Genomic DNA, 22,743 nt, shown 5'->3' with positions numbered 1-22,743 from the left:
TTCTCAATTTCCAATTTATAAATTTGTGGAAATTGCTTGAACTGGGCAAGTGGGAATACATTGTTCACAGACTATACAACGCGATCGCGTAAACATGAGTTTGTATGTATCGGGGTTTAATGTCAATGCTTCTGTTGGACATACCCCCGTACACAAACCACAGTCAATACAGATATTTTCATCGATTGCAATTTCCCCCAATGTCATCGAAACTGCTATATTCTGCGATCGCATCCACTCTATTGCTGCATCTAATTGGTCAATATCTCCTGAAAGTTCTACTACTAGTTTCCCAATTTGATTGGGTGCTACCTGGGCACGAATAATATTTGCCGCAACGTTAAAATCCTTTGCTAACCTATAGGTTACTGGCATTTGTACTGCACGCTTGGGGAAAGTTAAGGTTATTCTTTTTTTCATATTTGATTACTGCTGAATAATTAATGGTAATCGGATTAGGACGTGATTACAATCAAAACTAATTAAGAGAACCTAGCCTGCTCTCTTCTAATTTTATATTTCGTTAGAAAGCAATCATTGCCTGAAGTCATCAATCGTTTAATTACCAACTATCAGAATCAGAATTTTGTCGAAAAATTTTGTCGAAAAGTTATACAAGATGGCTATTTTCGTGGTAATATTGGTTTTATAAACTTAAGTTTATCATAATGGGAATATTAGCAAAATTTTTATGACAAGCTACATCCCATTATATTAAAATCTAGTTAAATTATCCCATATTTCGACCCAATTTCCTCAAATAATCCGGAAAATTTTTACAAAAAAATACAATAACAACTCCCTTTGAGTAATTGTCACTTTCCAGTGCAACTAGAATAATTTCCAAACACCAAGCCTGACTGCTGAACAAGGTAAACTAGACAATGGTAATTAATAACTTTTAATAATTTTGTTATGGCTAGCGATTCACAAATTAACTCTCCAGACAAGCCAACATCAGGTGCGCGACTGAGAAACTTCTTAATAGCGATAGTTGCGATCGCCTTGAGTGTAGCTCTAATTTTAGGGTTACGAACCGAGACAACAACAGTATCCCTAACAAAACTGGACGAACAATCGACACCATTAGAAATCGCCTTAACCAACGGAAAACCATCGCTAGTGGAATTTTATGCAAATTGGTGTACAGTTTGTCAAAAAATGGCTCCTACTATTGCCGCACTGGAAACAGAATACGCAGATAAACTCAATGTTGTCATGTTAAATGTAGACAATAGCAAATGGTTGCCAGAAATGTTGCGTTACCGAGTCGATGGTATTCCTCACTTTGTATTTCTGAATCAAAACGGAGAATCAGTCGCTCAGGCGATCGGTGATCAACCCCAGACAATCATGACAAGTAATATTGAAGCATTGGTTGCGAACTCTAGCCTACCCTATGCTCAAACAACAGGAGAAGTATCTAAGTTTTCAGTTCCAGTGACATCTCCAAATAGTGGCAAAGATGATCCTCGCAGTCATGGTAGTCAAGTAGTTAATTAAATCATGGAAGATGTGGGGATGTGGAGACGCAAGGAAAAGAAAAATTGATATACCAACTGATTCAATCCTTCAGCCCATCTCCGCCTTATTCCTACTTTCATTCTTCCATGATAGGAATAGATTATAGATATATATATTCCATCTAACAGCCAAATATTAGATTATTTTTGGCAGATAAATCATGTTGAATAAATTGCAAAAAATCAAATTATTACTAGCTTATAAAAACTCTGGCAACTTAGGAGATTTTGCCATCCTCAAATCCGATTTATTTGGTGCAAAAATTAATCAAGAAATCAATTCTCAACTGCAACAGGTTGTCGGATATCACCCGCCCATAAATTTAGAAATATTAAGCCAATATCCTCAAGGCTCATTTGGATATGAGTATGCCCAGCACATGCAAAAAAATCATCTCCAGCCAATTAATATTAGTCCAGAACTAGAAGAAGTCGCCGCCAGCAATGTATTTGCCCTGCGATATGCTATCACTCACGATATTTTTCATCTTTTGCTTGGTTTTGATACTAGCTATGCTGGAGAAATAGGAGTTCTTGCCTTTGCTGCGGAACAAAATTACAGTCAATCTTTAAAGATTAGTCTGTGGCTGGCTGAAATTCTTTATCCAATTCTCGCACCTCGACAAATCAAAGCAATTTTTACCAATGTCCAAAAAGGTAAAAAACTAGGTAAAAAAGTTGATTGCTTATTAGGCTACCGCTTTGAAGAACATTGGACAGAATCAATTCAGGAAGTAAGGAAAAATTTAGGATTTCTGTAGAACCCAACGTTTTTTCTTCCTCCCTGTAGTAATAGGTCTGGGAAATTGGACTTATTCTTCGGCACCGCCACTTTGCTGACATGCATTTAAAAGATCGCGATCGACATTACTAACAGTATTCAACCTGTAAAAATCGCGCAATGCTAAGGAGTAAGCGTAGCTAACAGGTTCATCTTGGTACAGTCTCGGCACACTTTCATTCGATGCAACTTGAGATGGACTTACTTCCCCAGGGTAGCCATTGACTGTCATTGCCAATTCGCCAGATTTATCCAAAGTACCGTGAAAACAACTGTACTCGGAATCAGGCATATACATCGCCCCAGTTACTTTGCCATCGCGCTTTTCAAAGACTACATAGCCTTGTCCTAATTGTCCGGGCTTGGGGGATTGTCCGTAAAGGTAAACACCATCTGGCTGGGCAAATTGATTACCTTTTGCGGCGCTATTTTTGATGATTGGTTGTTGTGCTTCTGGAACAAGGGCGGTAATTATCGGCTGCTTGTCTAATTTTTTTGGAGAAACAATTACTGCTGGAGCAGACGTGATTCCTTTATCTTCTAAGGCGGCACTGTCTGACTCTTGTTCTCTCCAAGTTTCAAATACTGCTCCCGAATCTGGTAATGTAACTCGGTAAGAGTAAGGATCATTATCCATTTGATTACTGAATACTGGCTGCGATCGATTAGCAACAATACCTAGTACAACTACTAAGCCAAGTAAAGGAAATCTCCACTGGCGGGAAGAAAGTAAGCGAGTAAAGAAATTTGTCCAGAAATTATTATACTTATGCACCCTGAATTCTCCTAAATTTTTTTTTAGATAAATTAAATGATTGAAGCGAAATACTTTAAGGTTTTTGTTTCACTTCTACAAATATAACTACGTTTTTATACGTAAAAACCTCGGTCAAAAGTTGGATATATTTTCAGGTTCTACATATATTCTCTGAAAAAACGTGAGTTTAGAAAATGAAGTTTTTATATATTTTTTGGTATAAATTTTTAGATGCCAATATCCAAGAGCTTTGCAGCTATTTTCGTCACCTCTCCAGGCTGTAATCCCTTGACAATCTCCTGGATACTGACTCCTAACAACGATATTTTTTCGTGATCAAAATTAATATTAATCCTGTAATTTAATTCTGTAATATTGTGATGCACATATTCTGAATTTGAAACTATCTACGAAAATCTATCTTTTGATAGTTGTAATTTTGTAATGATTTCATGTTTGGATAAAAAATCGCCTCCTTAAGCTGAAGGAGGCGCGTCATATTTTTAGATAAGGTTAGCGCCTGTTCAAGCACCACCACCTTAACTAGCAATATACTCTTTGACATTTGCCCGACGGCGACGCAGGTGAGCAAGAGCCTGATGCTCTAGCTGACGAACACGTTCGCGACTGAGGTTCAAGCGTTCGCCGACTTTTGCTAGTGATAGCTCGTTACCATCTTCTAAGCCAAAACGGAGTGCTAAAACTTCACGCTGCTGTGTGGTAAGTTCAGAGAGGAGATTATTTAAGTCTTGACGGAGGAATTCTTGAGTAGTGTAGTATTCAGGAGATGGTCCTTCATCTTCCAGCATTTCTTGAAGTTCAGTATCTTGGTTATCACCAACTCGCACATCTAAGGAAACTGGTTGACGCGCCATATTCATGTACTCGCGGATTTGTGCTGGTTCCAGTTCGAGTTCTTGAGCGATTTCCGTAGGTGTTGGTGAACGACCTAATTTTTGTGCGAGTTCGCGCTGAACTTTTTTGATTTTGTTGAGTTTTTCGGTGATGTGAATTGGTAAGCGAATCGTTCGTCCTTGTTGAGCGATCGCACGAGTAATTGCTTGACGAATCCACCAATAGGCATAGGTTGAGAATTTATAACCGCGTGTTGGGTCAAATTTTTCTACACCCCGCTCTAATCCCAAAGTTCCTTCCTGAATTAAATCCAGAAATTCCATATTGCGTTTTTGGTATTTTTTGGCAATTGCCACTACCAAGCGCAAGTTCGCCTCAATCATTTTTTGCTTGGCTCGCTTACCCTGAAATACAGTATGCTGAATATCAGTTTCTGGTTTTTTCACATACTCAGCCCATTCTTCCATGCTTGCTTGACGACGCAATTTCTTTTCCAAAGCTTCTTTGGCTTCAATTAGCGTCATCATTTGCTGAACTTGCTTCCCGTAAACAATTTCTTGTTCACGAGTCAAAAGCGGTACACGTCCAATCTCCCGCAGATAGGTTCGCACCATATCAGCCGTGAATTTGGCGTTAGTATTTTCGGTTGAAACGTTAATAGTAGGCATCGGTGCGCTGTCCTCTACTCCGTAGACACAATGAATCTTGAATCGTTAAGGCAATTCGGAAAAGGCTGTCAATATTTCACGCAGTATCAGGAGCCACTTTAAACAATTAAGACAATTAATTTATACAAGTCCTCTGAAGACGAGAAGTTTTCCTGATAGGTTCCCCCTACCTTTCCCAAAATTTCAAATGAATTACTTAGAAGCACTCTTGGTTGTTATTTGAGAATTCTTTTATCTCTTGTCGTTGATGGCGACGAGAAAATACGAAGTCAGTATGAGTTCTGCTTATTTCATATTACGACAATTTTTGTCGTGAGTAAAGTAGCATAGATAAAACTTCCAATTATAATTGAAAATGGGGCAATTGCCAAAGAGATAATGAAAAATCCTCAAGTCACTACATCTATAGTGACGTGAAAACTACTCTTGCAGCGATTTATAACTAGCCGGATAACCGTACTGTTGGGGTTTGATGATGGGGGGATGTCACGAAATATCTAAATTCCGAAATCACCAATTGCGGACTTGTAGTTGATAGGTTGTTACATGAAAACTGATCACAGGTGTGAGTAGCCAAAAAGACTTGGTATCCAAGATTGTGATTGCGATCGCGCCAAAACACCTCTGTCTCCAGAATAGTATCAGGTAAAAATAGTTTCTACCAAAAGAGGCGATCGCATTAATAATTATGCCTCCGTTGGAGGCTCACGTGCCTGAGAAGCAAGATACGATTTTTGGCACAGTTACACAACCAAAAGCGACGTTAGTTAGCTTCAATTTCCCCTGTGGCGATTAAATGTCGCAATTCAATTTTCTTGGCTGCGAATGCTGTTGAGTTGAGGCATAAAGAGCTTCGACCTTTGCCAGCAAAAGATTTTCGGTGCGATCGCATTTTTGCAAGACAATGGCGGAAAGAAGTCGCAGAAACGAATTGTTGATATTGAGAATATCTTCATTCGTATATATAAAAATATCTAAATACGCCCCATTCCACAACCGCGCATCCCGCTTAATTTTTCCAATTTCGCGCACAGCGACAAGTTGGTAGTGGCAATTTCTCCCGGTTGGCTGCATCACAAGTATTGAGGTGAACTTGATATCAAATGTATAGAAAAATACCCCATTCTCTTGAGTAGGGAAAAGAATAAAAACCCCAATAGTTCATCTACTGGGGTTTAAATTTGAATCAGGGTGCATCTACTATCTCTATATCCATCACGATTTAGCTTCCCACCGGATAATTCAAAAATCGGTCGATTTTTCACTCAATTCCAGCTGGACGCACGACGAGGTGACGGTGTGGTTCTTTACCTCGACTAAAGCTTTCCAAATCACTTAAACTTTCCAAAAAGCTGTGTACTTGACGACGCTCGGCAGAACTCAATGACTTGATTTCCACTTCCTGTCCTGTCGCACGCACCTGTTGGGCTGCCGACTCAGCCAATGCTTGGATTTGCCCCTGTCGTTGAAAGCGATAGCCATTCAACTCAATGGTGTATGAAGCCTGTCCTTCGGGTGGTTGATGGATATTAAGAATCGAATTAGCTAAATATTGCATGGCATCAAGTACCGAACCATCAACACCAATCAATATTTTAATTTGTTCAGGAGTCAGATTGTTTTCGTCGATGGTTAGCCAGTAGCCTTCACCGTCAGCAAAGGTATTTTGTTCTGATTCCCCCTGAATTTCTACAGAAAGACCTGCTTTCTGTAGAAGTGTTTTTAACCAATCTTGACCTCTGGCGATCGAAGTATTAGCCATTATTAACCTGTAGTTTTCTTCTTGGAACTTTTCGGCTCAAAAGGTATTGATTTTTGTGCCGCTTGCGTTTCTTTTTCCTGAGCGTCGAGAATTTTTTGGACATCCTCAGGTAGGGGTTCGCGGGAGAGTATGTATGTTTGTAGTGTTTGGAAAACGTTACCAATCACCATATACATCAATACCCCTGCTGGTAATGGGAAGAACAAAAACATCCCGGAAAAGATCACAGGAGTAATTTTATTGACAGTATCTTGGGAAGGATTAGCGTTAGTCGAATTTTGCCCAGAAAGCACTTGGCTGACATACAAGCTAATTCCAAAGAACACCACCATTGAGACGATGTCCCAGTGTATTGCGCCATCTGGATCGATCGCTCCAACTCGACCTAAAGCATCAATAAACAGAAATCCGCGATCGGCTGCCAAACCAGGAATTGTTCCTTGGATGGTGACATCACCAGCTTGCAGGGCTTCTACGTTACCTTGAGCATCGATTTTAACGCGGTCTTCGCCTTTAATTATTTTCCATTCAGGAATTAACTTGGTTTCGGGGTGTTCTGCCAAAACTTGTTGGAATGGCTTACCTTCGAGGGTTTGGTACTCGATTCTGGTTTTCTCTCCAACTGCCATTTTGCTACCACCAGGAAGGATGGCTGCAACCTTAATATGTTCGCCATCGCTCACATAAATATTTTGTGGCGATGTCGTAAAAGCTTGTGGTTGAATTCGTTCAATTTGTTCTGCTGGTAAAACTTGCAAGTTAACGCTGTAATTTACCCCAGCAAATGGCGAACCCCGCAATGTGGCAAATAATGCTAGCAGTACGGGCATTTGTAACAGCAAGGGCAAACAACCCGCCAAGGGATTGCCAAACTCTTGCTGAGTTTTCATCATTTCTTCTTGCTGTTTTTTGGGATCGTCTTTATATTTTTCTTTAATTTCTGCCATCCGTTTTTGCATGACAGGTTGGACGATCCGCATTTTCCGCATATTGCGAATTTGCCCAGCACTCAGGGGATAGAGTGCCAAGCGAATGATTAACGTCAATGCTACAATTGCCAGTCCATAGCTGGGTACAATCGTATAGAACAAGTCTATAATCGGCAGCATTACGTTATTCGAGAGAAACCCGATACCAAAATCCATTATTCTGAATTCAACCTGAGGTACTTAATTTTTGCCTGAATCTAATTTATCGGAATCATCATTCCCTGAAACCAGGGTTTGACTACGGATAGCCGCACAATTGCCAAGAGGGGAATGGGGGATAGAGGATGGGGGTAGAAAGATATTTACCTCTCCTCCTTCCTCCTCTTTCGCTTCTTCTCCCTTGCACCTTGTTATTTTTGTACTCCTACCATGCCAGGATTTTTCGCAGCAATTTGTTCGTAAATGTAATCGTAAATTTCGCGGAATTTGGGAATTGCCCGCAACTCTAAACGGCTACCGTTTCTTAGGGTGACTACCATGTCCCCCCACATCCCCAGTCCGCGAGGCACTTTCACGACTTTGACTATTTCTGAGTAAATGATATCAGTGCGATCGCGTCCCATCCATCCGCCAATAACGGTAATGCGACGATCTGTAATCCGAAACCGTAACCACAATGCTCTGACAATTGCACCAACTGTCAAAGGTAGCCCCAATACTGTGAAACCTATTAATATGTTTATTATCAAGTCCCCAACGTGAGGGCCACCTTCAAAATATACTTCTTCACGAATACCCATTGAATACCTCGGCTTGTACCAACAACTGCTCTAATTCTTGCAGAAATTGTTGGGTTACGCACTCTTCTTGTGCAGCAGTTGGCTTCACAACAACAACCAACCGCCAACCTGGTGATAATTTCGGCAGCAACTTCTGCAAAGCTGCTGAAATGCGTCGTTTAATACGATTACGTACTACAGCCCGTTTGCTGACTTTTGTGCTGATCGAAATACCAATTCGTGCTGGTAAATTATTGTTCTTTTCCTTTTTGCCAAGATTTGTTGTATTGATGGCAGCATCCTGAGAAGGTCGTAAAGCTCTTAAAGTCATGTAAGAACCGTGCCGACGTGTCCCTTCCCGGAAAACTGCCTGAAAATCGTGACGGGATTTGAGTCTATGTACTGAAGGCAAAGCCACTGCTGAATATAAATGCGGTTAGCGTTAATCAGTTGTTTTCGCCTATACGCTCAAGCGGTAGCGTCCTTTGCGGCGACGTGCTTTAATCACGTTGCGTCCATCCGGTGTCCGCATCCGAGCGCGAAAACCAGATGTTCTTTTTCTTTTACGGTTAGTTCCGCCCAGCGTTCTTTGCATGTTTTCGTCCTCTGAGGCAATTTTTTATATAAAAAGTCACAATCTATAATCTTACCATTATAATGTCAATCTGTAAATTGTGATTTGAACAATTGACAAGGGGAATTGAGGGCTGGGAATGCTGTTTCAGGTAAAAATTAAGTATTGCCGCCATTGCGTAGCCTGCCCATTGGGACTAAATATCCAATTCACGTGGACAAGGCTGTCCGCAATCCCAAAATTTTGACAATTTTGACGGGACTCCTTAGCAATGGGCAAAAATCCAACTGCCCAGACTAATTGTCCATAGCAAGAAGAATTTTTTTGACTCTCGGTCTATATCCCGTGCCCTCTACTAACTACCAATATTGACAATGGCGGTACCAATGTAACGCGAAATCGGAACATCTCCAGGAGACTGAATTGCCACATTGAAATAGTACATTCCGCCAAAAGAGGGCATTCTCATGTTCGATAAGATAATTTCAACGTTGCTACCTGCGGGAATAGCTTCTTGAGGAAAGATACTAATTGCGTGACTGTCTTTATCCCACTTGACTTCCTGTAGGGGTACGCTCTTGCCTTTGACTTTAACTTCAATTTTTTTGGGGTCGAAAGAACCTTTATAGTATTCAGGGTAGGAAATTACGAGTTGGGCAACTGCGGTTTGGAGCTTTTTATTGGGAACCCTTAACCGGAGTCGATCCCAAGCGTTTGCTTGTCCGCCAAAATCAAAACGGTAGTTTAACTGATTATCGCCTTTAACACCACTCCAGAGGGTGAAACCAGACTGTGCCAAGCTAACTCCAGAAAATCCCGTCAGCAAGCAGCCAGTCATAGCTAAAGCAGATAAAAGTCCTAGGGAACGTCGCATATTTCTCACTCCTTCAGTTTATGCAATTAGGGTCGTAACTAAACTTTACTACTGACTCGCTAATATTGGGACGTTATGCGATCGCAAAAAGTGCCAAATTTGGGAATGGGGTATACATTCTTTACGGCTTGAATATTTTTCCCTACTCTCCATGTATAAGTAAATGAAAAGAATCGGAATCTGAGAATCTTAGGTTTGACGAATGGTAAGAACGACGGAAACTATTCCTAGCGGGGTAATGTGGCTACAAGTGGGGGGATTAGCTGGGATGCAGGGGGCAATTACTCTGTGTTGGTTGATTTATAATTTATATATTCCCCAGCTATTAGTGACTATTGGCTTCCCAAAGGATTTGGCAATTGGGTTGTTAATTGTGGAAAATGCCCTAGCTGTGATTATAGAACCCTTGATGGGTGGACTTTCTGACCATGCTAAACGTTGGTTTGCTAGTCGTTTTTCATTCATTTCTATCGGGGTAATTTCCTCTTCAGCTTTGTTTATTTTGATACCTGTAATGGTGAGTTTTTTCCAGCCTTCCGAAGTGATGCGCTGGATATTTTTGTTCATTGTAGTCGCTTGGTCGATCGCCATGGCAGTTTTTCGGAGTCCGGCGATCGCTTTATTGGGAAAATATGCTCGGAATGCAGATTTACCATTAGCAGCAAGTTTATTGACTTTAATGGGAGGTATCATTAACGCTTTTCGTCCCATCAGCACTGATTTGATTCTGAGTTTTGGGGCTGTTTTTGCTTTCGCTCTGGGTTCATTCGTTTTACTTGCTGCTGCTTTTGGACTGCGATTTGTCAATCCACCAGAAAAACCGATTCCTGAAGTTGTAGAATTGACCGAGAAAGAAAATTTACCAGAACAATTACCAAGAGCGCTATTTCTACTATGCGGAGCGGGTTTTGGAGTTGCTTGGGGTTCTCGCTTATTGATGGATGCGATTGGAAAATTCCTCAAAATTGAGCTAAATACCAATGATGTTGGGGGAATGATGTTTATCCTGAGTCTTGCATTGGCTTTTGCAGCTTTGCCAGCAGGTGCATTTGCCACCAAAATCGGTAATCGTCAAGCGATAGTTTGGGCTAGCTGTACAATTTCCATATTAATGTTACTAATGTTATTTTTTGGTGCAAAGCTATTTTTGCTGATTTTAATCATTTGTACATTTAGTTTAATCCTCAACGGTGCAATTCCTTTAGCACTATCATTAGTATCTAGTCAACGCGCAGGTTTAGCAACGGGAATGTATTTTGCTGGTAGTGGATTAGCAGGAGCTTTGGTAACAGCTATATTTCCTCAATTAGCAAATATTGCACTTCTTCCAGAAATATTTTTGAGTGCCATAGCATTTTTAGCAGTCGGTATTTTCGTTACAGCGAGTCGTACAATCCATCAAATGGAATAGGGATTTAATTGTGTCTTGCTTTTATAATTTTCCTAATGTGGATTTGCATAAATTGCTGAAATCAATCTTGTCAGTAAATTACATATTCTGCAATTTCATCTATTTACTTTATTTAAAATTTATTTAAAATAATGAATCATACAAGACTTAATATCCAATTTTGGACTCAAATAGCTAATCATAAAATATTGAAACTGCTGGCAATTCTCCCACTTTGCACCGGTTGTACTGTCGGTTATGGAAACCAAATAATTAGTTTCGGTTATGAAGAACAAATAATTGCCCAAAATTCTACTTCAACACCAATTGAATTTGAACCACCACCTCCTCCGCCAAACCGTGGGGAACCAACAGGTAGGGCACAGGGAGGAGCCGGCAGAGGTTGTGAGCCAACAGCGCTTGTTCCTTTAACTAAATCCCCCAATGGTAATTTTTTGTGGGGATTAACAGTGAGCGATCGCCCACAATTTTGGTTTAGTTTACCCAGGCAGTTAACAACAAAAGATGCAGTTGAATTTGTCTTCACAGATAATCTTGGCAAAGTAGTTTACAAAACTAAATTAAAAAATACTACCACACCACAAGGGATAGTGAATTTCGCCATACCCCAAGAAATACCACCTTTACAAATCGGGAAAACTTATAATTGGTCGTTTTCTGTCTACTGCGATTTTCAAATTGTCGAAGATAAACCAGGAAATGTTCGAGGTAGTATTCAAAGGATTGCTGTAAATCCGACATTAAAAAATCAATTAGCTAGTTCTAAAAGCCCTATCAATCAAGCTATAATCTACGCCAAAAATGGTATTTGGTTTGATGCTTTAACGACTTTGGGAGTCAATATACGCAACAAAAAAGAACAAAATATTTCCTCTGCTTGGACTGAGTTACTACGACAAGTTGATTTAGAAAAAATTGTCTCGCTTCCTGTGACTAATTGTTGCGATCGCCAACAAGTAAAGAATCAAAAGTAGTAACTGAAGAAGTGGCAAAAGCGGCAATATGAAAAGATTTAGTAGTAGGGATATCTTTGCCACAAGAGCAAAAATATTCCTACTACTAACTTCTATTAATTACATTCAATTCAGCTTTACAAGCCTAGTGCGACTCTAGTTTGCGGTCCAACTTTACCATCAGCTAACAAACCATTATTCAGTTGAAAGTTGCGGACAGCACGTGCTGTTATGGAACCGTAAAAGCCTGTTGTTGGTACACCTAATACCCGTTGAACCTGTATCACTGACGCTCCTTGGGAACCCACAGCAAGAGTTACAGGACCTCCAACGCCCAGTCCAGGGGTATTTCCTTGTCCAGGGCGTATACCAACATATCTAGTGGCGACATAATTACCAGAAGATAAGCGGCTAAAACCGTTGGGAGTATCCACAACAATAGCAAGTCTAGAACCATTTCGCAGACATCCCAGCACTGGAGCATTCAGACTTGGCGCGGAACGAACTCGTAAACAACTACCATTAGTGCGAACATAACCAATTGCACTTACTGCCGCTTGCGCTTGGGGAAGAGTTGCAAGCAACATGCCAACACTTGCAAATGCTAAACAAGCAGATTTAATTACCTTGTGGAGCTTGAAGTTGATTTTGCGGAGTTTTAATTCTGGTTCTGCTGTTGCTCTTTCATTTGCATCAGCCATAACAGAGTAAGCAAGATATTCCACCTTGAAGTTCTCCTTGTCGGGTTTATTTTATATGTTTTCAGTGATTAGAAAGCTTGAATGACTACAGAGAAGCACCAAATTTTCCCCATTGATAACACTGACATCTTTGTTATCTAAAGGTATATGGGTTGTACATGAGATTACTAATTATCATAGAAGACTATTACTTAAGTACAAATTAAAAAAATATAAAAAAGACAACATTCTTCCGGATATTAATAATCTAGAATGTAATCATAATAACTTGTCTTAAAGCTGACATCTATCTAAATGAATGTATTTTTGGTAATAAAATACTAAAAAGACTGAATTATTACTCAATACAGCCTTTTTATCTCCTTTGAATTGTTTGCAATAGCGATATATAGTTACTTAACTATTAACTTTTATTGGTGTAAAAAATATCGCGACGGAAGCGAGAACCATTTCGCCACACTTCAACTCCTTGAGGAGTCACAAAGTAGGAAAAGCTACCATTGTCAGCCCGATATTGTAGATTATTCAGATTCCAAGCGGGCAGTTTCACAACTTGATGGGGATTTTGCTTGAGTTCGCCAATATAAAAGAATTGTCCGTTTTCTTGACAGACTTGAACCCGCGCATTGGCAGTTTCGCCAGCAATTAAAGTTTTTCCATGACAGCGATTCGGGGGATTATTGCTCTGAACATTATTAGCCGCATTAGCCGCAGATATTGGTTGAATTGGAGTATTTTGCTGTGTTTTCGCGTTAGCAACTGTAGAAGTTGTATTATTTGGGGGTGTCAAAACCTCTATTGGGTTAACTGCTACCCGTTGATTGGTATGAATTTCAAAGTGCAGATGGGGAGCAGAACTATTACCAGTAGAACCCATTTGTGCAATAATTTGACCTTGAGTAACTTGTTGTCCTTGATTAACTAAAAGACGACTGTTATGACCGTAAACTGTTGTTTGTCCGTTCGGATGTTGAATCTTCACAACATAACCTAGTCCCCAATCATCCCATCCAGCTTTGATAACTTTACCAGCAGCAACAGCTAAAATTGGCGTTCCCGATGCATTAGCGATATCAATACCTTCATGTTGATATTTGCGAAAGCTCTGGGAAATTATTCCTTGGGTGGGGTAAATAAATTTTGCCGGGGAATTTGTGGCTTGTGGATTTGGAGTTAAGTTTTGCTGGGATAGATTTTGTGTTAGGGTTTGCGTTTTCGCTGAAGTATGTATACTTGTAGTCACTGTCAAAATAAATCCAACTAAGCCATAAGTAGAGAGATAGAGAAAGTTAGTTTTTTTCATGAACTCAGAGTGATATTGCCACTACATTTGAGACGATATTTTAATACATGCAGTTTCTTGAATACCAATGTTTCTACTGAATTGAACTTATAAAGTAACTGGTGAGGTTATTTTGGTGAATTATTCAAAATTTAAAATTTATTGATGTCAAACATCGTCAGAGCATCAAGACGCACAACCAATAATCAGGAGAGAAGTGGGGAGGTAGTTGAATTGCTCCCCGACTATTCAATACCCAATCCTTTAAAATGGCAGGAATTGCAGTAAAACCGAAGCTAATCCGCTTACAAAGTCGAAGAAACTGGGTTTACCTGCGCTCACTTTGGTGTCACCTGGGGGAGTTTTGAGTTCAATAATGAAAGCTTGTGTGGTTTGAAGTCCATTAACATTGCTTTGATTCTTAAACAAATTTTCGGCTATTTGTGCGTCTTGAAATGCACCCTCACGATCAAATAATTGATAACGAGCGATTCCACGGGCTAGAAATGCACCCGCATAGTCGGGTTTAATAGAGATGGCGCGATCGAAATAATCTATTGCTTGTTGTTTGTTGCCTTTTTCAGCTGCGGCAACACCCAAAGCGTAAAATTCTTCTGGTGTCGCAATTTGCGAAGGTATCCCGGATGCTCCTTGTAAATTTGCACCATTAACAGTTACACCAGTTAATTCAATTCCATATAAATAGGCGTTTCTCAAATCTGTGCTGACGATTGTCGCTCCAGAAAGCTTGGCATAGTTTAGATTTGCACCAAATAGGCTAGCACCGCTCAAGTTTGCACCACGTAAATCCGCATTCATTAAATTTGCACGACTGAGGTTTGCACCTGCTAAGTTTGCACCACTTAAATCAGCACCCTGTAAATCAGCCATTACCAAACCAGCACCACTCAAGTCACAATTTTGACAATTTTTAGTTGCTAGTAATTGTCTTAGGTGTTCAGAATTGGCAGCCTGAACGGTTGTGCCAGTGGTGATAGTTATTAAAAATATCGATGTGGCTAGAATATGGTTTTTCATAAACCCTAAGGCAGTATGTTCTAGTTGATACTCAACCTTAACCTATGAAAATAATGATTAGGGAAGGGTAGCAAGCAATTTGGTTGGCGGAAAAAGATGAAAAATAATGCTATGTGAAAATTTAGGGTAATATAGCGCCATTGAAATTTGCCCCATCTGTATAAGCGTCATCTAAATTAGCTCCTTTGAGGTTCGCGCCGCTAAGATTGGCTCCTCTCAAATCAGCACCGCTTAGATTAGCATTAGTGAGGTTGGCTTGAGAAAGGTTTGCACCTCCCATATTTGCACCGCTCAAATCTACACCACTTAAATTAGACTTGGCAAGGTTTGCACCTCCCATTTGGGCTTGACGTAGATTCATTCTCCGCAAGTCTTTATTTTGGAGATTAACACCACCCAAATTTTTACCAAGATTGGCTTTTGGTTGTGATGTTGGTTGTTGCAGTTTTGTGTCTGCTGGAATAGTTATGATATTTTCTGGGGGTGAGGTTTCGACTGGTGCTTCTGCCACATCTGGGGTAGAAACTGAAGTATCGGAAGATGTAAGAGATGAAAGGTTTGATGGAGTTTCTGTGGTTTTGAGTAGGATGTAAATTAGAGTCCCAGCCACTATAACTGCTCCTGTGAGTATCGCCGCGAGGATGAATATTAGGTTTTGGCGCTGATTTTGCTGGGACATAATAATTTGGGCATAGGGAATAGAAGTTTGCTAGGGGTTGTTTCGTTAATAGTTATAGCAATTTTGGATGAATATTTATTTAATTTCGGTGAGTTATAGCATGTCCGGTTGAATACTTATTATTAAGTCTGACACGGAGACTTAGAGACGCGGGGACGCGAAGAAATTTTAATCATCAGTGATTAGCCGAATATGATATTAGGAGGCAGGAGTCAACACAATTCGCAATACTCGCTGTCGCGAGAAGCAAGCAAAGTTTAAAATTTATCTATCCATAAATGAATTTAGGGGCTTGTAACATCAAGGAATAATTGGTCAGAATTTAAATGTTTTGATATTTGTGATTTTTCGATTTTAAAATATATATTTAATGAATATTAAATGCTGATATGTTAATTGTCATCAAGATTGAGAAAAGGGAAAGCCAACATGATTAGAGTTGTGACTATTAATATTTTGTTTGATATGTGGATGTGGGATATTCGTGAAAATTTATTAATAGAAGGATTGAGAAAAACTAATGCTGATTTAATTGGATTACAAGAAATCAATATTCAAGGGAATACAGGCGATCGCATTGCCGAAAAGCTGAATATGCCATATATTTACAAAGTAAACTACCAGAAGCTACCTTATAACAAAGGTCCTGAATATGGTATTGCTATCCTCAGCCGTTATCCGTTTATTCAGCAAAAAGAATTAGATTTACAAAGTCAAGGACGTTTGGCTCAATATGTCCAAGTGGAAATCAATCATCAACCTTTGATATTTTGTAATGGTCATTATTATTGGCAACCTGGTTCTTGTCAGGCAAGAATGGAGCAATTTAAATTATTAGTTAATTGGTTAGATGAATTACCCAAGGAATTACCAATAATTACTGTTGGAGATTTTAACGCGACTCCTGATACTCCAGAAGTAGAGTTTTTGCGAAGTCATTTTATCTCAGCCTATGCACAATATTGCGATCGCGAACCCGAATACACCTGTCCAACTCCTCTAGTTCACCTTAAACGTAGTGTCTCAAAGAAGATTGTATTAGGGATAATAAATGCAATTACACATCGTAACTTGAAATCTTGGCGGGGAACACTTGATTATATATTTATTAATCAGCATTTACAGGTGAATGACTGTCAATTAATTCTCACTGAACCAGCAGCAGATAATCAATATATATATCCCTCAGACCATTTTGGAATTGCTGCGGAATTGGCAATAAAATAGTAAAAATTAGAGAGAATATATAAACAAATAAGTGTTATCAATGGTGAAGATATTAGCACTTTTTTAATATTTTTGTTAGAGACTGCAAAAATCGTGAAAATAAAGTTAATCACAGCAAAAAACTAGTTGTTTCATCTGATAAGTGCGATAAAATCTAATTTTCAAGGCTGCAAATTATTTTTGCAAAACTATCCTCAAAATAAATAAGAGCATCTCAAAAAGAGATGCCCGTTATGCAGGAAAACCCCATAAAGGGGAAAACCTACACCTTCCCAACAATCAGCAACAGTGACTAACTTTTAATTAGCCACACTCACAGTCATAGACGTGACTATTAGTAATTTTATTAACAATAATATGTAGTGACAGCAGTATATGTACGGAAAATCGGCAATTGGGAATCATATCAAGTTCGCCTAAATAACTACGATAAAACCGACGCGGAGATTCGGAGACAGGGGGACGCGGAGAAAAATTAATAATAACTGATTAGCCGGACTTGATATTAGATATTAAAATTGCCGCAAACATATTGATGCTGCACATTGATACAAGTTCTTTAACAGTTGATTAAATGAATTTTGGCGGGACACGATTGTAACGGTAAACGACTCCAGAGACAGTTCCTAATAATAACCAAGAGAGGGCATTGAGGCGAAAATCAAAGATGCTAACATCGGCTATATTAAAAAGTACCCAGGCTATAATTACTAAGAGATAACTAAACAAGATTAACTTGTCTTCTTGATGCAAACATTGAGAGCGTTGTAATAGTTGGAATCCTGCCATTAAAATCCCAGCAATTAGACTAATAAACAAAAGTGTTGCGGGGATTCCGGCTTCGGCAGATAACATCAAAAATAAATTGTGGGGATGTCCCAACCAAATGTGCATTTTTTCTTGGTATAGGGGTGTAAAATTTCGCAATCCCCAACCTGTCAAGGGACGCTGTTGTGCCATATTCCAAGCAAAATCCCACTGGGTGGCTCGCATCAGTACAACTGGTCTATTCGGATACATTTGGTCATTCAGACGTGCCCAAAAGAAACTAGGAATTACTTTGCGTAATATTTGGGCTATGGGTGTAGGTGCAAAGGCTGCTAAAAGGATTGTCGCGACGATACCTGCCACAACTGTAACTAAAATTCGCCACCCCTGATACATAGCATATGCCATACAAGCAAAAATTGCGATCGCCCAGGCATTGCGTGAGTTGGTTAAAATTAATCCGGCAAAGTTGAGAATTACCGCCAAGGTGAGGAAGCAAAGATGGGGAGATGCGGAGGTTGGGAGATGGAGTAAGATATTTCCATGTTTCTTCAACTCTTCTAGCCACAACCCGCCAGCGAGAATGAAAGTGATGGTTAAATAGCCAGCCAAGATGTTGGCGTACATAAATAGCGAAGCCATACGCCCGACGGGATTTCCCCCTGGTAAGAGTGCCCAGCCAGATATATTTTGCCAAATTGGGGGTGTTGTCCAACTCAGGAAAATTTGTCCGAATCCGAGAATTACAACTGGTATAGAAGGAATTACAAGTATCCAAGCCAAATGACGTAGCTGTGCTGGTGTTTGCATGACAGTATCGACAGCACAAAACAAGAGGATAAAAGGTAAAAAATTAAAAATACCCTCTATGGCGGGCGTTTTTTCCTGCGCCAAAGCAGTTGTAATTATCAGTATCAGGCTAAAAATACCAAATCCCCAATTTTGGGGACGGCGAATAATTGTTTTGTATTTCAGTGCCCAGGTTACAAGCAATGCAAAACCAATACTAATTCCCCCGAAGATTGGGATGATAGGGAAAATGAATATCCCCACTTGCAGAGCATTCCAAGGTAGTTGAAGTTTAGATTCTGGATGGCGGTGGAAACTGAATATTTTATTGTTAATCATTCATTTGTTGGGAATAGAGTATTAGCTATCAGGTATTGGGTATTAGTTATTGGATATTTGTTCTTGATGGTTGGATTTTAGTTCCAAACAATTATTAACCATTAACTATGATTTTTTACCCTTTACCCTTTATCTTTTTCCTCTTCCCTGCCAACTAGCTTACGCTGGTTCCCAACATTCTTCAGCACGAGTAAGACGAATCTGAGCGATCGCAAATATTGTCGGAATAATGCGACCATAGTTTGTAGCAATGGTACGCCAACCTAAATCAGCTAAAAACCATCCCCACATCACCGGACCTAAAAATGTGAAAACGCTGCGAACTGCACCATATCGTGCCGCACTCACAGCCATACCCCGTCTTGCCATCTGTAAAGTTACATAACTTTGAAATTGCCCGGCGGCAATTTTTCCACCTTGGACTGCGGATTGTTGTGCTACTTGATATACAGCAAAATGCGTAGCAAATTGACGGGCGATTTGTTTGAGCAACAACGGCTGAATCACGGATGTGACTGCTAAAGCACTACCACCTTTAAATAACAATCCTAAGGGATCAGGTTGTAACATCAGAGGCAAAGATGCTGTCGATGACATTGACTTGGCTAATTGAGCCTGTATTCTTTCTGTTAACTTTTGTTTGTCGGCTGCGGGTAATTTTTTCCAAACACGTCCTAATAAATGTAGGAAAACTTCGGCTTCTAAATCAACGGTTGCTAAATCTTGGGAATAAGCAATTTTTAAATACTTACAAACTTGAATTAGGGCTTGTCGATAAGTCACCTGACTTGTACGCCCGCGCAAAACGGTGACACCATCAGCCGCCAAATACCGAAATCTTTCTTCAAGTGCATTCAGCCAAGCCTCACGGTTTTGACTTTGTACCTCAATCGGTTCAGGTGTTTGCACATAATCGAGGGGATTATACTTGCGACTAAACAGGATTGCAGTTAAATCCTGTAATTCGTCTTCTGTAGCTAGTTCTAGGGCTGCCCTCAGTTCATCCAATTTCCCGTCCTCCACTACCGCAGCTATTATCTGTACCTTATTCTACTATTAGCAAAAAACACTTATTAGTAGTTATTTATCCATTGTGCGTTGTCTTTGGTATTTTGTGGTTTGGTTTATCTTTTGTCATTTGTCCTTTGTTCTTATATTCTTAACCAATATCTATTAACCAATAGCCAATGACAGATATTATCGTAATCGGCGCTGGAATCTCAGGTTTAGTATGTGCCCAGCAATTGAGCCAAGCTGGATATTCGGTATTAGTAGTCGAAAAATCTCGCGGTTTGGGTGGTAGAGTTGCAACTCGTCGTCTGCTGGAAGGCTCTATAGTCGATCATGGTGCTTGTTATCTCAAGTCTAAGGGCGAAATTTTAACTGAGTTAATCGAGTTACTCTGCGATAATGGTGTGCTTCAAGTTTGGGATGGTATTTTTCTGGAAAAATCAACATCCTCGCCAGAGGATAGTATCTCCATCCCGTCAACATCGCCTGCCTATATTGCGCCTGCGGGAATGAGTTCCATTGCGAAATTTCTCGCCAAGGGTTTAAATATTACTCTCAATCAACGTGTTATTGGCGTGAATTTAACTGCTGATAAGCACTGGCATTTGACTTTGGCATCTAACGATGGCAGTAGCAATTCCCCCATCACTGCTAAAGCTGTAGTCATCGCCATTCCCGCACCTCAAGCCTTAGAATTGTTGCAACCATTAGAAACAGAGCTACTTGATTCGACATTTTTTGAAAAACTGCGATCGCTCGAATTTTTCCCTAGTATTAGTGTTATGGCTGGATATCCAGTGACATCGCCACCTCTGCCCCAATGGAATGCTGTCACAATTAAAGATGATCACATCCTGGGCTGGATTGGTTTTGACAGCAGCAAGCGTTTAAACCCCACTCAGCCAATTTTTGTTGTCCAAAGTAGCGCTAATTTTGCTCAACAGCATTTGGAAACTCAAGATTTACAATCAACTGGCAAACAAATTTTACAAGCTGCTGCGGATTGTACAGAGCTACGTTGGCTTGCTTCCCCTGAATGGATACAGGTTCATCGTTGGCGTTATGCTTTCCCCCGTAATCCTTTAACCACAAGCTTTTTAGCTGTTGAGGGTGACTCTCCTTTAGTCGCTTGCGGCGATTGGTGTGGAGGTAATTTGATTCCAGGTGCTATGAATTCTGGAATTGCTGCGGCTGCTAAAATTAATACGCAACTACAACAGCGTATTTTGCCTGACAAAAAATTCTGGGAAATTCTGTTTTAGTTAGTACGTGAAGGCAGAAGTAAGAAGGCAAAAGGCAGAAGGAATAAAGCCTCTAAAATAAGCTTTTTGTCACTTTAGAATGGTTGGTTCATTTCCGCCGAACTGTATTAGTCATTTTTTGGCTTTTTTCTATTGTTATTTCTGCAACAATATTTCTGACACTCTCAAGCTGGAAAAGCCTCGATTAAATGTCATCAATCGCTTCATAATTGATGCTTCTTCAAAGCTGAACTCAGTAGTGATTTATGTTCATGATGATTTTTATGAATTTTGTCGCTAAGTAATCTGATTAAGAGAAATAATTAAGTATAGATATGGATTTTACTTCATCAGTTAAAGTTGACTGCTTCAGTGACAATATTTTTATTTAGAAGAAGTAAAACTGAAGGTAAACTTTTGTTTCAAAACTAGGATTTTGCTTAAGCAGTTGGATTAGAACAGAACCAGTTCCTAACAAAAATTAGTGGTTATTTTCACGACTACGTCAGCCTGTGCAAATAAACAAAAAGCTGAGTTTACTAGTTGAGATAGGAATATTCCAGGTTAGGTAAAATTGTGTTAGCAAAACCAATCTAACAGTCTGTCGATTTTACTAGGAATACGGCTAAAAAAGGAGTATAAAATAATGTATACGGTAGTGCGTTTCACCCCAAAATCAGTAGTCGGGGAAATTCAAAAGGTTTTGGACACATATGCTTATAACCCTTATCAAAAAGTCTTTGCGGTTCCCGACCTACGCCAAGAACTGATAGATTACGTAGTGAATAGAATACCCTGTTTTGATAGCGATTATAAATTAGATGCAGTTTGTGCAATTAATAGTAAATTGCCACGCAACCCATTAGAAGCACAGTTATACCTTCAAAGCCTCATTCATCAAGGTATCTATGCCATCATGCAAGAAAAATCTGAATGGATTAGTCTTTTGCTTTGCGATACCATTCAGCCGGGATGCGAACCTTCCCATTGGTTTGGTTAGGTAATTAATGATTTCAAAGTTAACAGTCATGAACACATACATCTTAAGTTTTTATGGGGTTAAATCCCCATTTTTTGTGATTTCCTCTCACTAGGCAAGATTGTACCCTTTAACAGTAAAATATTTATATTGATGATTAGTTAACAAAAGTTAAAATAACTGAATAGCTGAGTAATTATGGATATTCAACTTGATTTTCTCAAATATACTCAATGGTCAGGAATTGCTACATTAGCATTTGCCGCGATCGCAATTTTGGGTTTTGTGCTCAAATGGGGTATTCGCTTTCGCTTGGTGGGTACAACAGGATTTATGTTGGTGGTGACAGCTGGTTTATTTGCCTTGTCGCTAGCACCTTTGATGCGGACAGAAATTCCTGGTGCCATACACTACAGTAGAATTTACGATAACGGGGCGACACAAGTTGTGATTGCTCTACCACAAACTGTGACTCCTACACAATTAGATGCGACTCTTCGGCAAGCAGCCAGTGACTTGTATTCTTATGGGCGCTTAGGTGCTGGTGGTAATGGAAATTTAACAATTCGCGCTCGTACCGTGATTCACCCGGAAGATGGTCTTTCCGTACCTTTATTTTTAGGGCAGGTGCAACGTTCCTTATCTAGTCGTGAAGATGCGGCTATGGCGATTGAAATTTATGAAGATAAATTTGCCCAGCTAGGAAATTCTAGAGCTTCCTAGTGGTTTGCCATGACTGGGAGAGGGGGGTTAAGATTGACTTGGAGAGGGGGAGACGCGGGGACGCGGAGATTTTTATCCCTGCAAAGTTACTTTGGTGGAC

The 22,743-nt window shown here is 39.8% G+C and carries 25 protein-coding genes; 8 read left to right on the top strand and 17 right to left on the bottom strand.

Annotated elements, in window-relative coordinates:
- Positions 1–15 precede the first annotated feature (15 nt).
- Positions 16–420 (bottom strand): NIL domain-containing protein, encoded by a 405-nt coding sequence (locus VB733_RS10480; protein ID WP_323340032.1) that lies wholly within the window; start codon positions 418–420, stop codon positions 16–18.
- Between the two features lie 495 nt (positions 421–915).
- On the opposite strand from VB733_RS10480, the gene VB733_RS10475 reads away from it, so the two are divergent.
- Positions 916–1,503: a thioredoxin family protein gene (locus tag VB733_RS10475; RefSeq protein ID WP_323340031.1), complete on the top strand. Its 588-nt coding sequence runs from the start codon at positions 916–918 to the stop codon at positions 1,501–1,503.
- A gap of 181 nt (positions 1,504–1,684) precedes the next feature.
- A complete protein-coding gene (locus VB733_RS10470) occupies positions 1,685–2,284 on the top strand; it encodes a Coq4 family protein (protein WP_323340030.1) in 600 nt (199 codons plus the stop codon).
- 51 nt (positions 2,285–2,335) lie between these two features.
- Here VB733_RS10470 and VB733_RS10465 read toward each other — a convergent pair whose 3' ends face one another.
- The 10 genes from VB733_RS10465 to VB733_RS10420 form a co-directional block, all read right to left on the bottom strand.
- On the bottom strand, positions 2,336–3,079 hold the full coding sequence (locus tag VB733_RS10465; protein ID WP_323340029.1) for a hypothetical protein: 744 nt from the start codon (positions 3,077–3,079) through the stop codon (positions 2,336–2,338).
- 209 nt (positions 3,080–3,288) lie between these two features.
- The gene (locus VB733_RS10460) at positions 3,289–3,447 is read right to left on the bottom strand and encodes a hypothetical protein (RefSeq protein ID WP_323340028.1); all 159 of its coding nucleotides are present in this window, start codon (positions 3,445–3,447) and stop codon (positions 3,289–3,291) included.
- 153 nt (positions 3,448–3,600) lie between these two features.
- Positions 3,601–4,584: an RNA polymerase sigma factor, RpoD/SigA family gene (locus VB733_RS10455; protein WP_323340027.1), complete on the bottom strand. Its 984-nt coding sequence runs from the start codon at positions 4,582–4,584 to the stop codon at positions 3,601–3,603.
- Positions 4,585–5,376: 792 nt separating this feature from the next.
- Positions 5,377–5,661, bottom strand: a complete 285-nt coding sequence (locus VB733_RS10450; protein WP_323340026.1) for a hypothetical protein — start codon at positions 5,659–5,661, stop codon at positions 5,377–5,379.
- A 184-nt stretch (positions 5,662–5,845) separates the two neighbouring features.
- The gene (locus tag VB733_RS10445; RefSeq protein ID WP_323340025.1) at positions 5,846–6,346 is read right to left on the bottom strand and encodes a protein jag; all 501 of its coding nucleotides are present in this window, start codon (positions 6,344–6,346) and stop codon (positions 5,846–5,848) included.
- 2 nt (positions 6,347–6,348) lie between these two features.
- Positions 6,349–7,491 carry a membrane protein insertase YidC gene (gene yidC, locus VB733_RS10440; RefSeq protein ID WP_323340024.1) on the bottom strand — a complete coding sequence of 381 codons (1,143 nt, stop codon included), beginning with the start codon at positions 7,489–7,491 and terminating at the stop codon, positions 6,349–6,351.
- Positions 7,492–7,685: 194 nt separating this feature from the next.
- Positions 7,686–8,075 carry a PH domain-containing protein gene (locus VB733_RS10435; RefSeq protein ID WP_096611627.1) on the bottom strand — a complete coding sequence of 130 codons (390 nt, stop codon included), beginning with the start codon at positions 8,073–8,075 and terminating at the stop codon, positions 7,686–7,688.
- Positions 8,062–8,472, bottom strand: a complete 411-nt coding sequence (gene rnpA / locus VB733_RS10430) for a ribonuclease P protein component (RefSeq protein WP_323340023.1) — start codon at positions 8,470–8,472, stop codon at positions 8,062–8,064. The genes VB733_RS10435 and rnpA overlap by 14 nt, the downstream gene beginning before the upstream one ends.
- Before the next feature lie 42 nt (positions 8,473–8,514).
- Positions 8,515–8,649 (bottom strand): 50S ribosomal protein L34, encoded by a 135-nt coding sequence (gene rpmH / locus VB733_RS10425; protein ID WP_096611623.1) that lies wholly within the window; start codon positions 8,647–8,649, stop codon positions 8,515–8,517.
- Positions 8,650–8,983: 334 nt separating this feature from the next.
- A complete protein-coding gene (locus tag VB733_RS10420; RefSeq protein WP_323340022.1) occupies positions 8,984–9,502 on the bottom strand; it encodes a DUF2808 domain-containing protein in 519 nt (172 codons plus the stop codon).
- Between the two features lie 202 nt (positions 9,503–9,704).
- On the opposite strand from VB733_RS10420, the gene VB733_RS10415 reads away from it, so the two are divergent.
- Entirely contained in the window at positions 9,705–10,913 is a 1,209-nt protein-coding gene (locus tag VB733_RS10415; RefSeq protein ID WP_323340021.1) for an MFS transporter, read from the top strand.
- A gap of 131 nt (positions 10,914–11,044) precedes the next feature.
- Positions 11,045–11,887 carry a DUF928 domain-containing protein gene (locus tag VB733_RS10410; protein ID WP_323340020.1) on the top strand — a complete coding sequence of 281 codons (843 nt, stop codon included), beginning with the start codon at positions 11,045–11,047 and terminating at the stop codon, positions 11,885–11,887.
- Between the two features lie 116 nt (positions 11,888–12,003).
- On the opposite strand, the gene VB733_RS10405 is transcribed toward VB733_RS10410, so the two are convergent.
- The 4 genes from VB733_RS10405 to VB733_RS10390 all read right to left on the bottom strand — a co-directional run bounded on the left by VB733_RS10405 (position 12,004) and on the right by VB733_RS10390 (position 15,566).
- On the bottom strand, positions 12,004–12,567 hold the full coding sequence (locus VB733_RS10405; RefSeq protein WP_323340019.1) for a peptidoglycan-binding protein: 564 nt from the start codon (positions 12,565–12,567) through the stop codon (positions 12,004–12,006).
- A gap of 403 nt (positions 12,568–12,970) precedes the next feature.
- Positions 12,971–13,870, bottom strand: a complete 900-nt coding sequence (locus VB733_RS10400; RefSeq protein WP_323340018.1) for a M23 family metallopeptidase — start codon at positions 13,868–13,870, stop codon at positions 12,971–12,973.
- A 243-nt stretch (positions 13,871–14,113) separates the two neighbouring features.
- The gene (locus tag VB733_RS10395) at positions 14,114–14,887 is read right to left on the bottom strand and encodes a pentapeptide repeat-containing protein (protein WP_323340017.1); all 774 of its coding nucleotides are present in this window, start codon (positions 14,885–14,887) and stop codon (positions 14,114–14,116) included.
- A gap of 121 nt (positions 14,888–15,008) precedes the next feature.
- Positions 15,009–15,566, bottom strand: a complete 558-nt coding sequence (locus VB733_RS10390; RefSeq protein WP_323340016.1) for a pentapeptide repeat-containing protein — start codon at positions 15,564–15,566, stop codon at positions 15,009–15,011.
- Positions 15,567–15,995: 429 nt separating this feature from the next.
- Here VB733_RS10390 and VB733_RS10385 point away from each other — a divergent pair, with 429 nt between their 5' ends.
- Entirely contained in the window at positions 15,996–16,793 is a 798-nt protein-coding gene (locus tag VB733_RS10385) for an endonuclease/exonuclease/phosphatase family protein (RefSeq protein ID WP_323340015.1), read from the top strand.
- 570 nt (positions 16,794–17,363) lie between these two features.
- Here the strand turns inward: VB733_RS10385 and VB733_RS10380 are convergent.
- The gene (locus VB733_RS10380) at positions 17,364–18,689 is read right to left on the bottom strand and encodes an O-antigen ligase family protein (RefSeq protein WP_323340014.1); all 1,326 of its coding nucleotides are present in this window, start codon (positions 18,687–18,689) and stop codon (positions 17,364–17,366) included.
- A gap of 159 nt (positions 18,690–18,848) precedes the next feature.
- Positions 18,849–19,697 carry a YaaW family protein gene (locus VB733_RS10375; protein WP_323340013.1) on the bottom strand — a complete coding sequence of 283 codons (849 nt, stop codon included), beginning with the start codon at positions 19,695–19,697 and terminating at the stop codon, positions 18,849–18,851.
- 179 nt (positions 19,698–19,876) lie between these two features.
- On the opposite strand from VB733_RS10375, the gene VB733_RS10370 reads away from it, so the two are divergent.
- From VB733_RS10370 to VB733_RS10360, 3 genes are all read left to right on the top strand, one after another.
- The gene (locus VB733_RS10370) at positions 19,877–20,962 is read left to right on the top strand and encodes an NAD(P)/FAD-dependent oxidoreductase (RefSeq protein WP_323340012.1); all 1,086 of its coding nucleotides are present in this window, start codon (positions 19,877–19,879) and stop codon (positions 20,960–20,962) included.
- A gap of 625 nt (positions 20,963–21,587) precedes the next feature.
- The gene (locus VB733_RS10365; protein ID WP_323340011.1) at positions 21,588–21,941 is read left to right on the top strand and encodes a hypothetical protein; all 354 of its coding nucleotides are present in this window, start codon (positions 21,588–21,590) and stop codon (positions 21,939–21,941) included.
- A gap of 177 nt (positions 21,942–22,118) precedes the next feature.
- A complete protein-coding gene (locus tag VB733_RS10360) occupies positions 22,119–22,643 on the top strand; it encodes a Ycf51 family protein (protein ID WP_323340010.1) in 525 nt (174 codons plus the stop codon).
- Positions 22,644–22,743 lie beyond the last annotated feature (100 nt).

This window comes from Calothrix sp. UHCC 0171 (assembly GCF_034931845.1).
Taxonomy (GTDB): Bacteria; Cyanobacteriota; Cyanobacteriia; order Cyanobacteriales; family Nostocaceae; genus Brunnivagina.
This window is presented reverse-complemented; position numbering and strand designations above follow the sequence as displayed.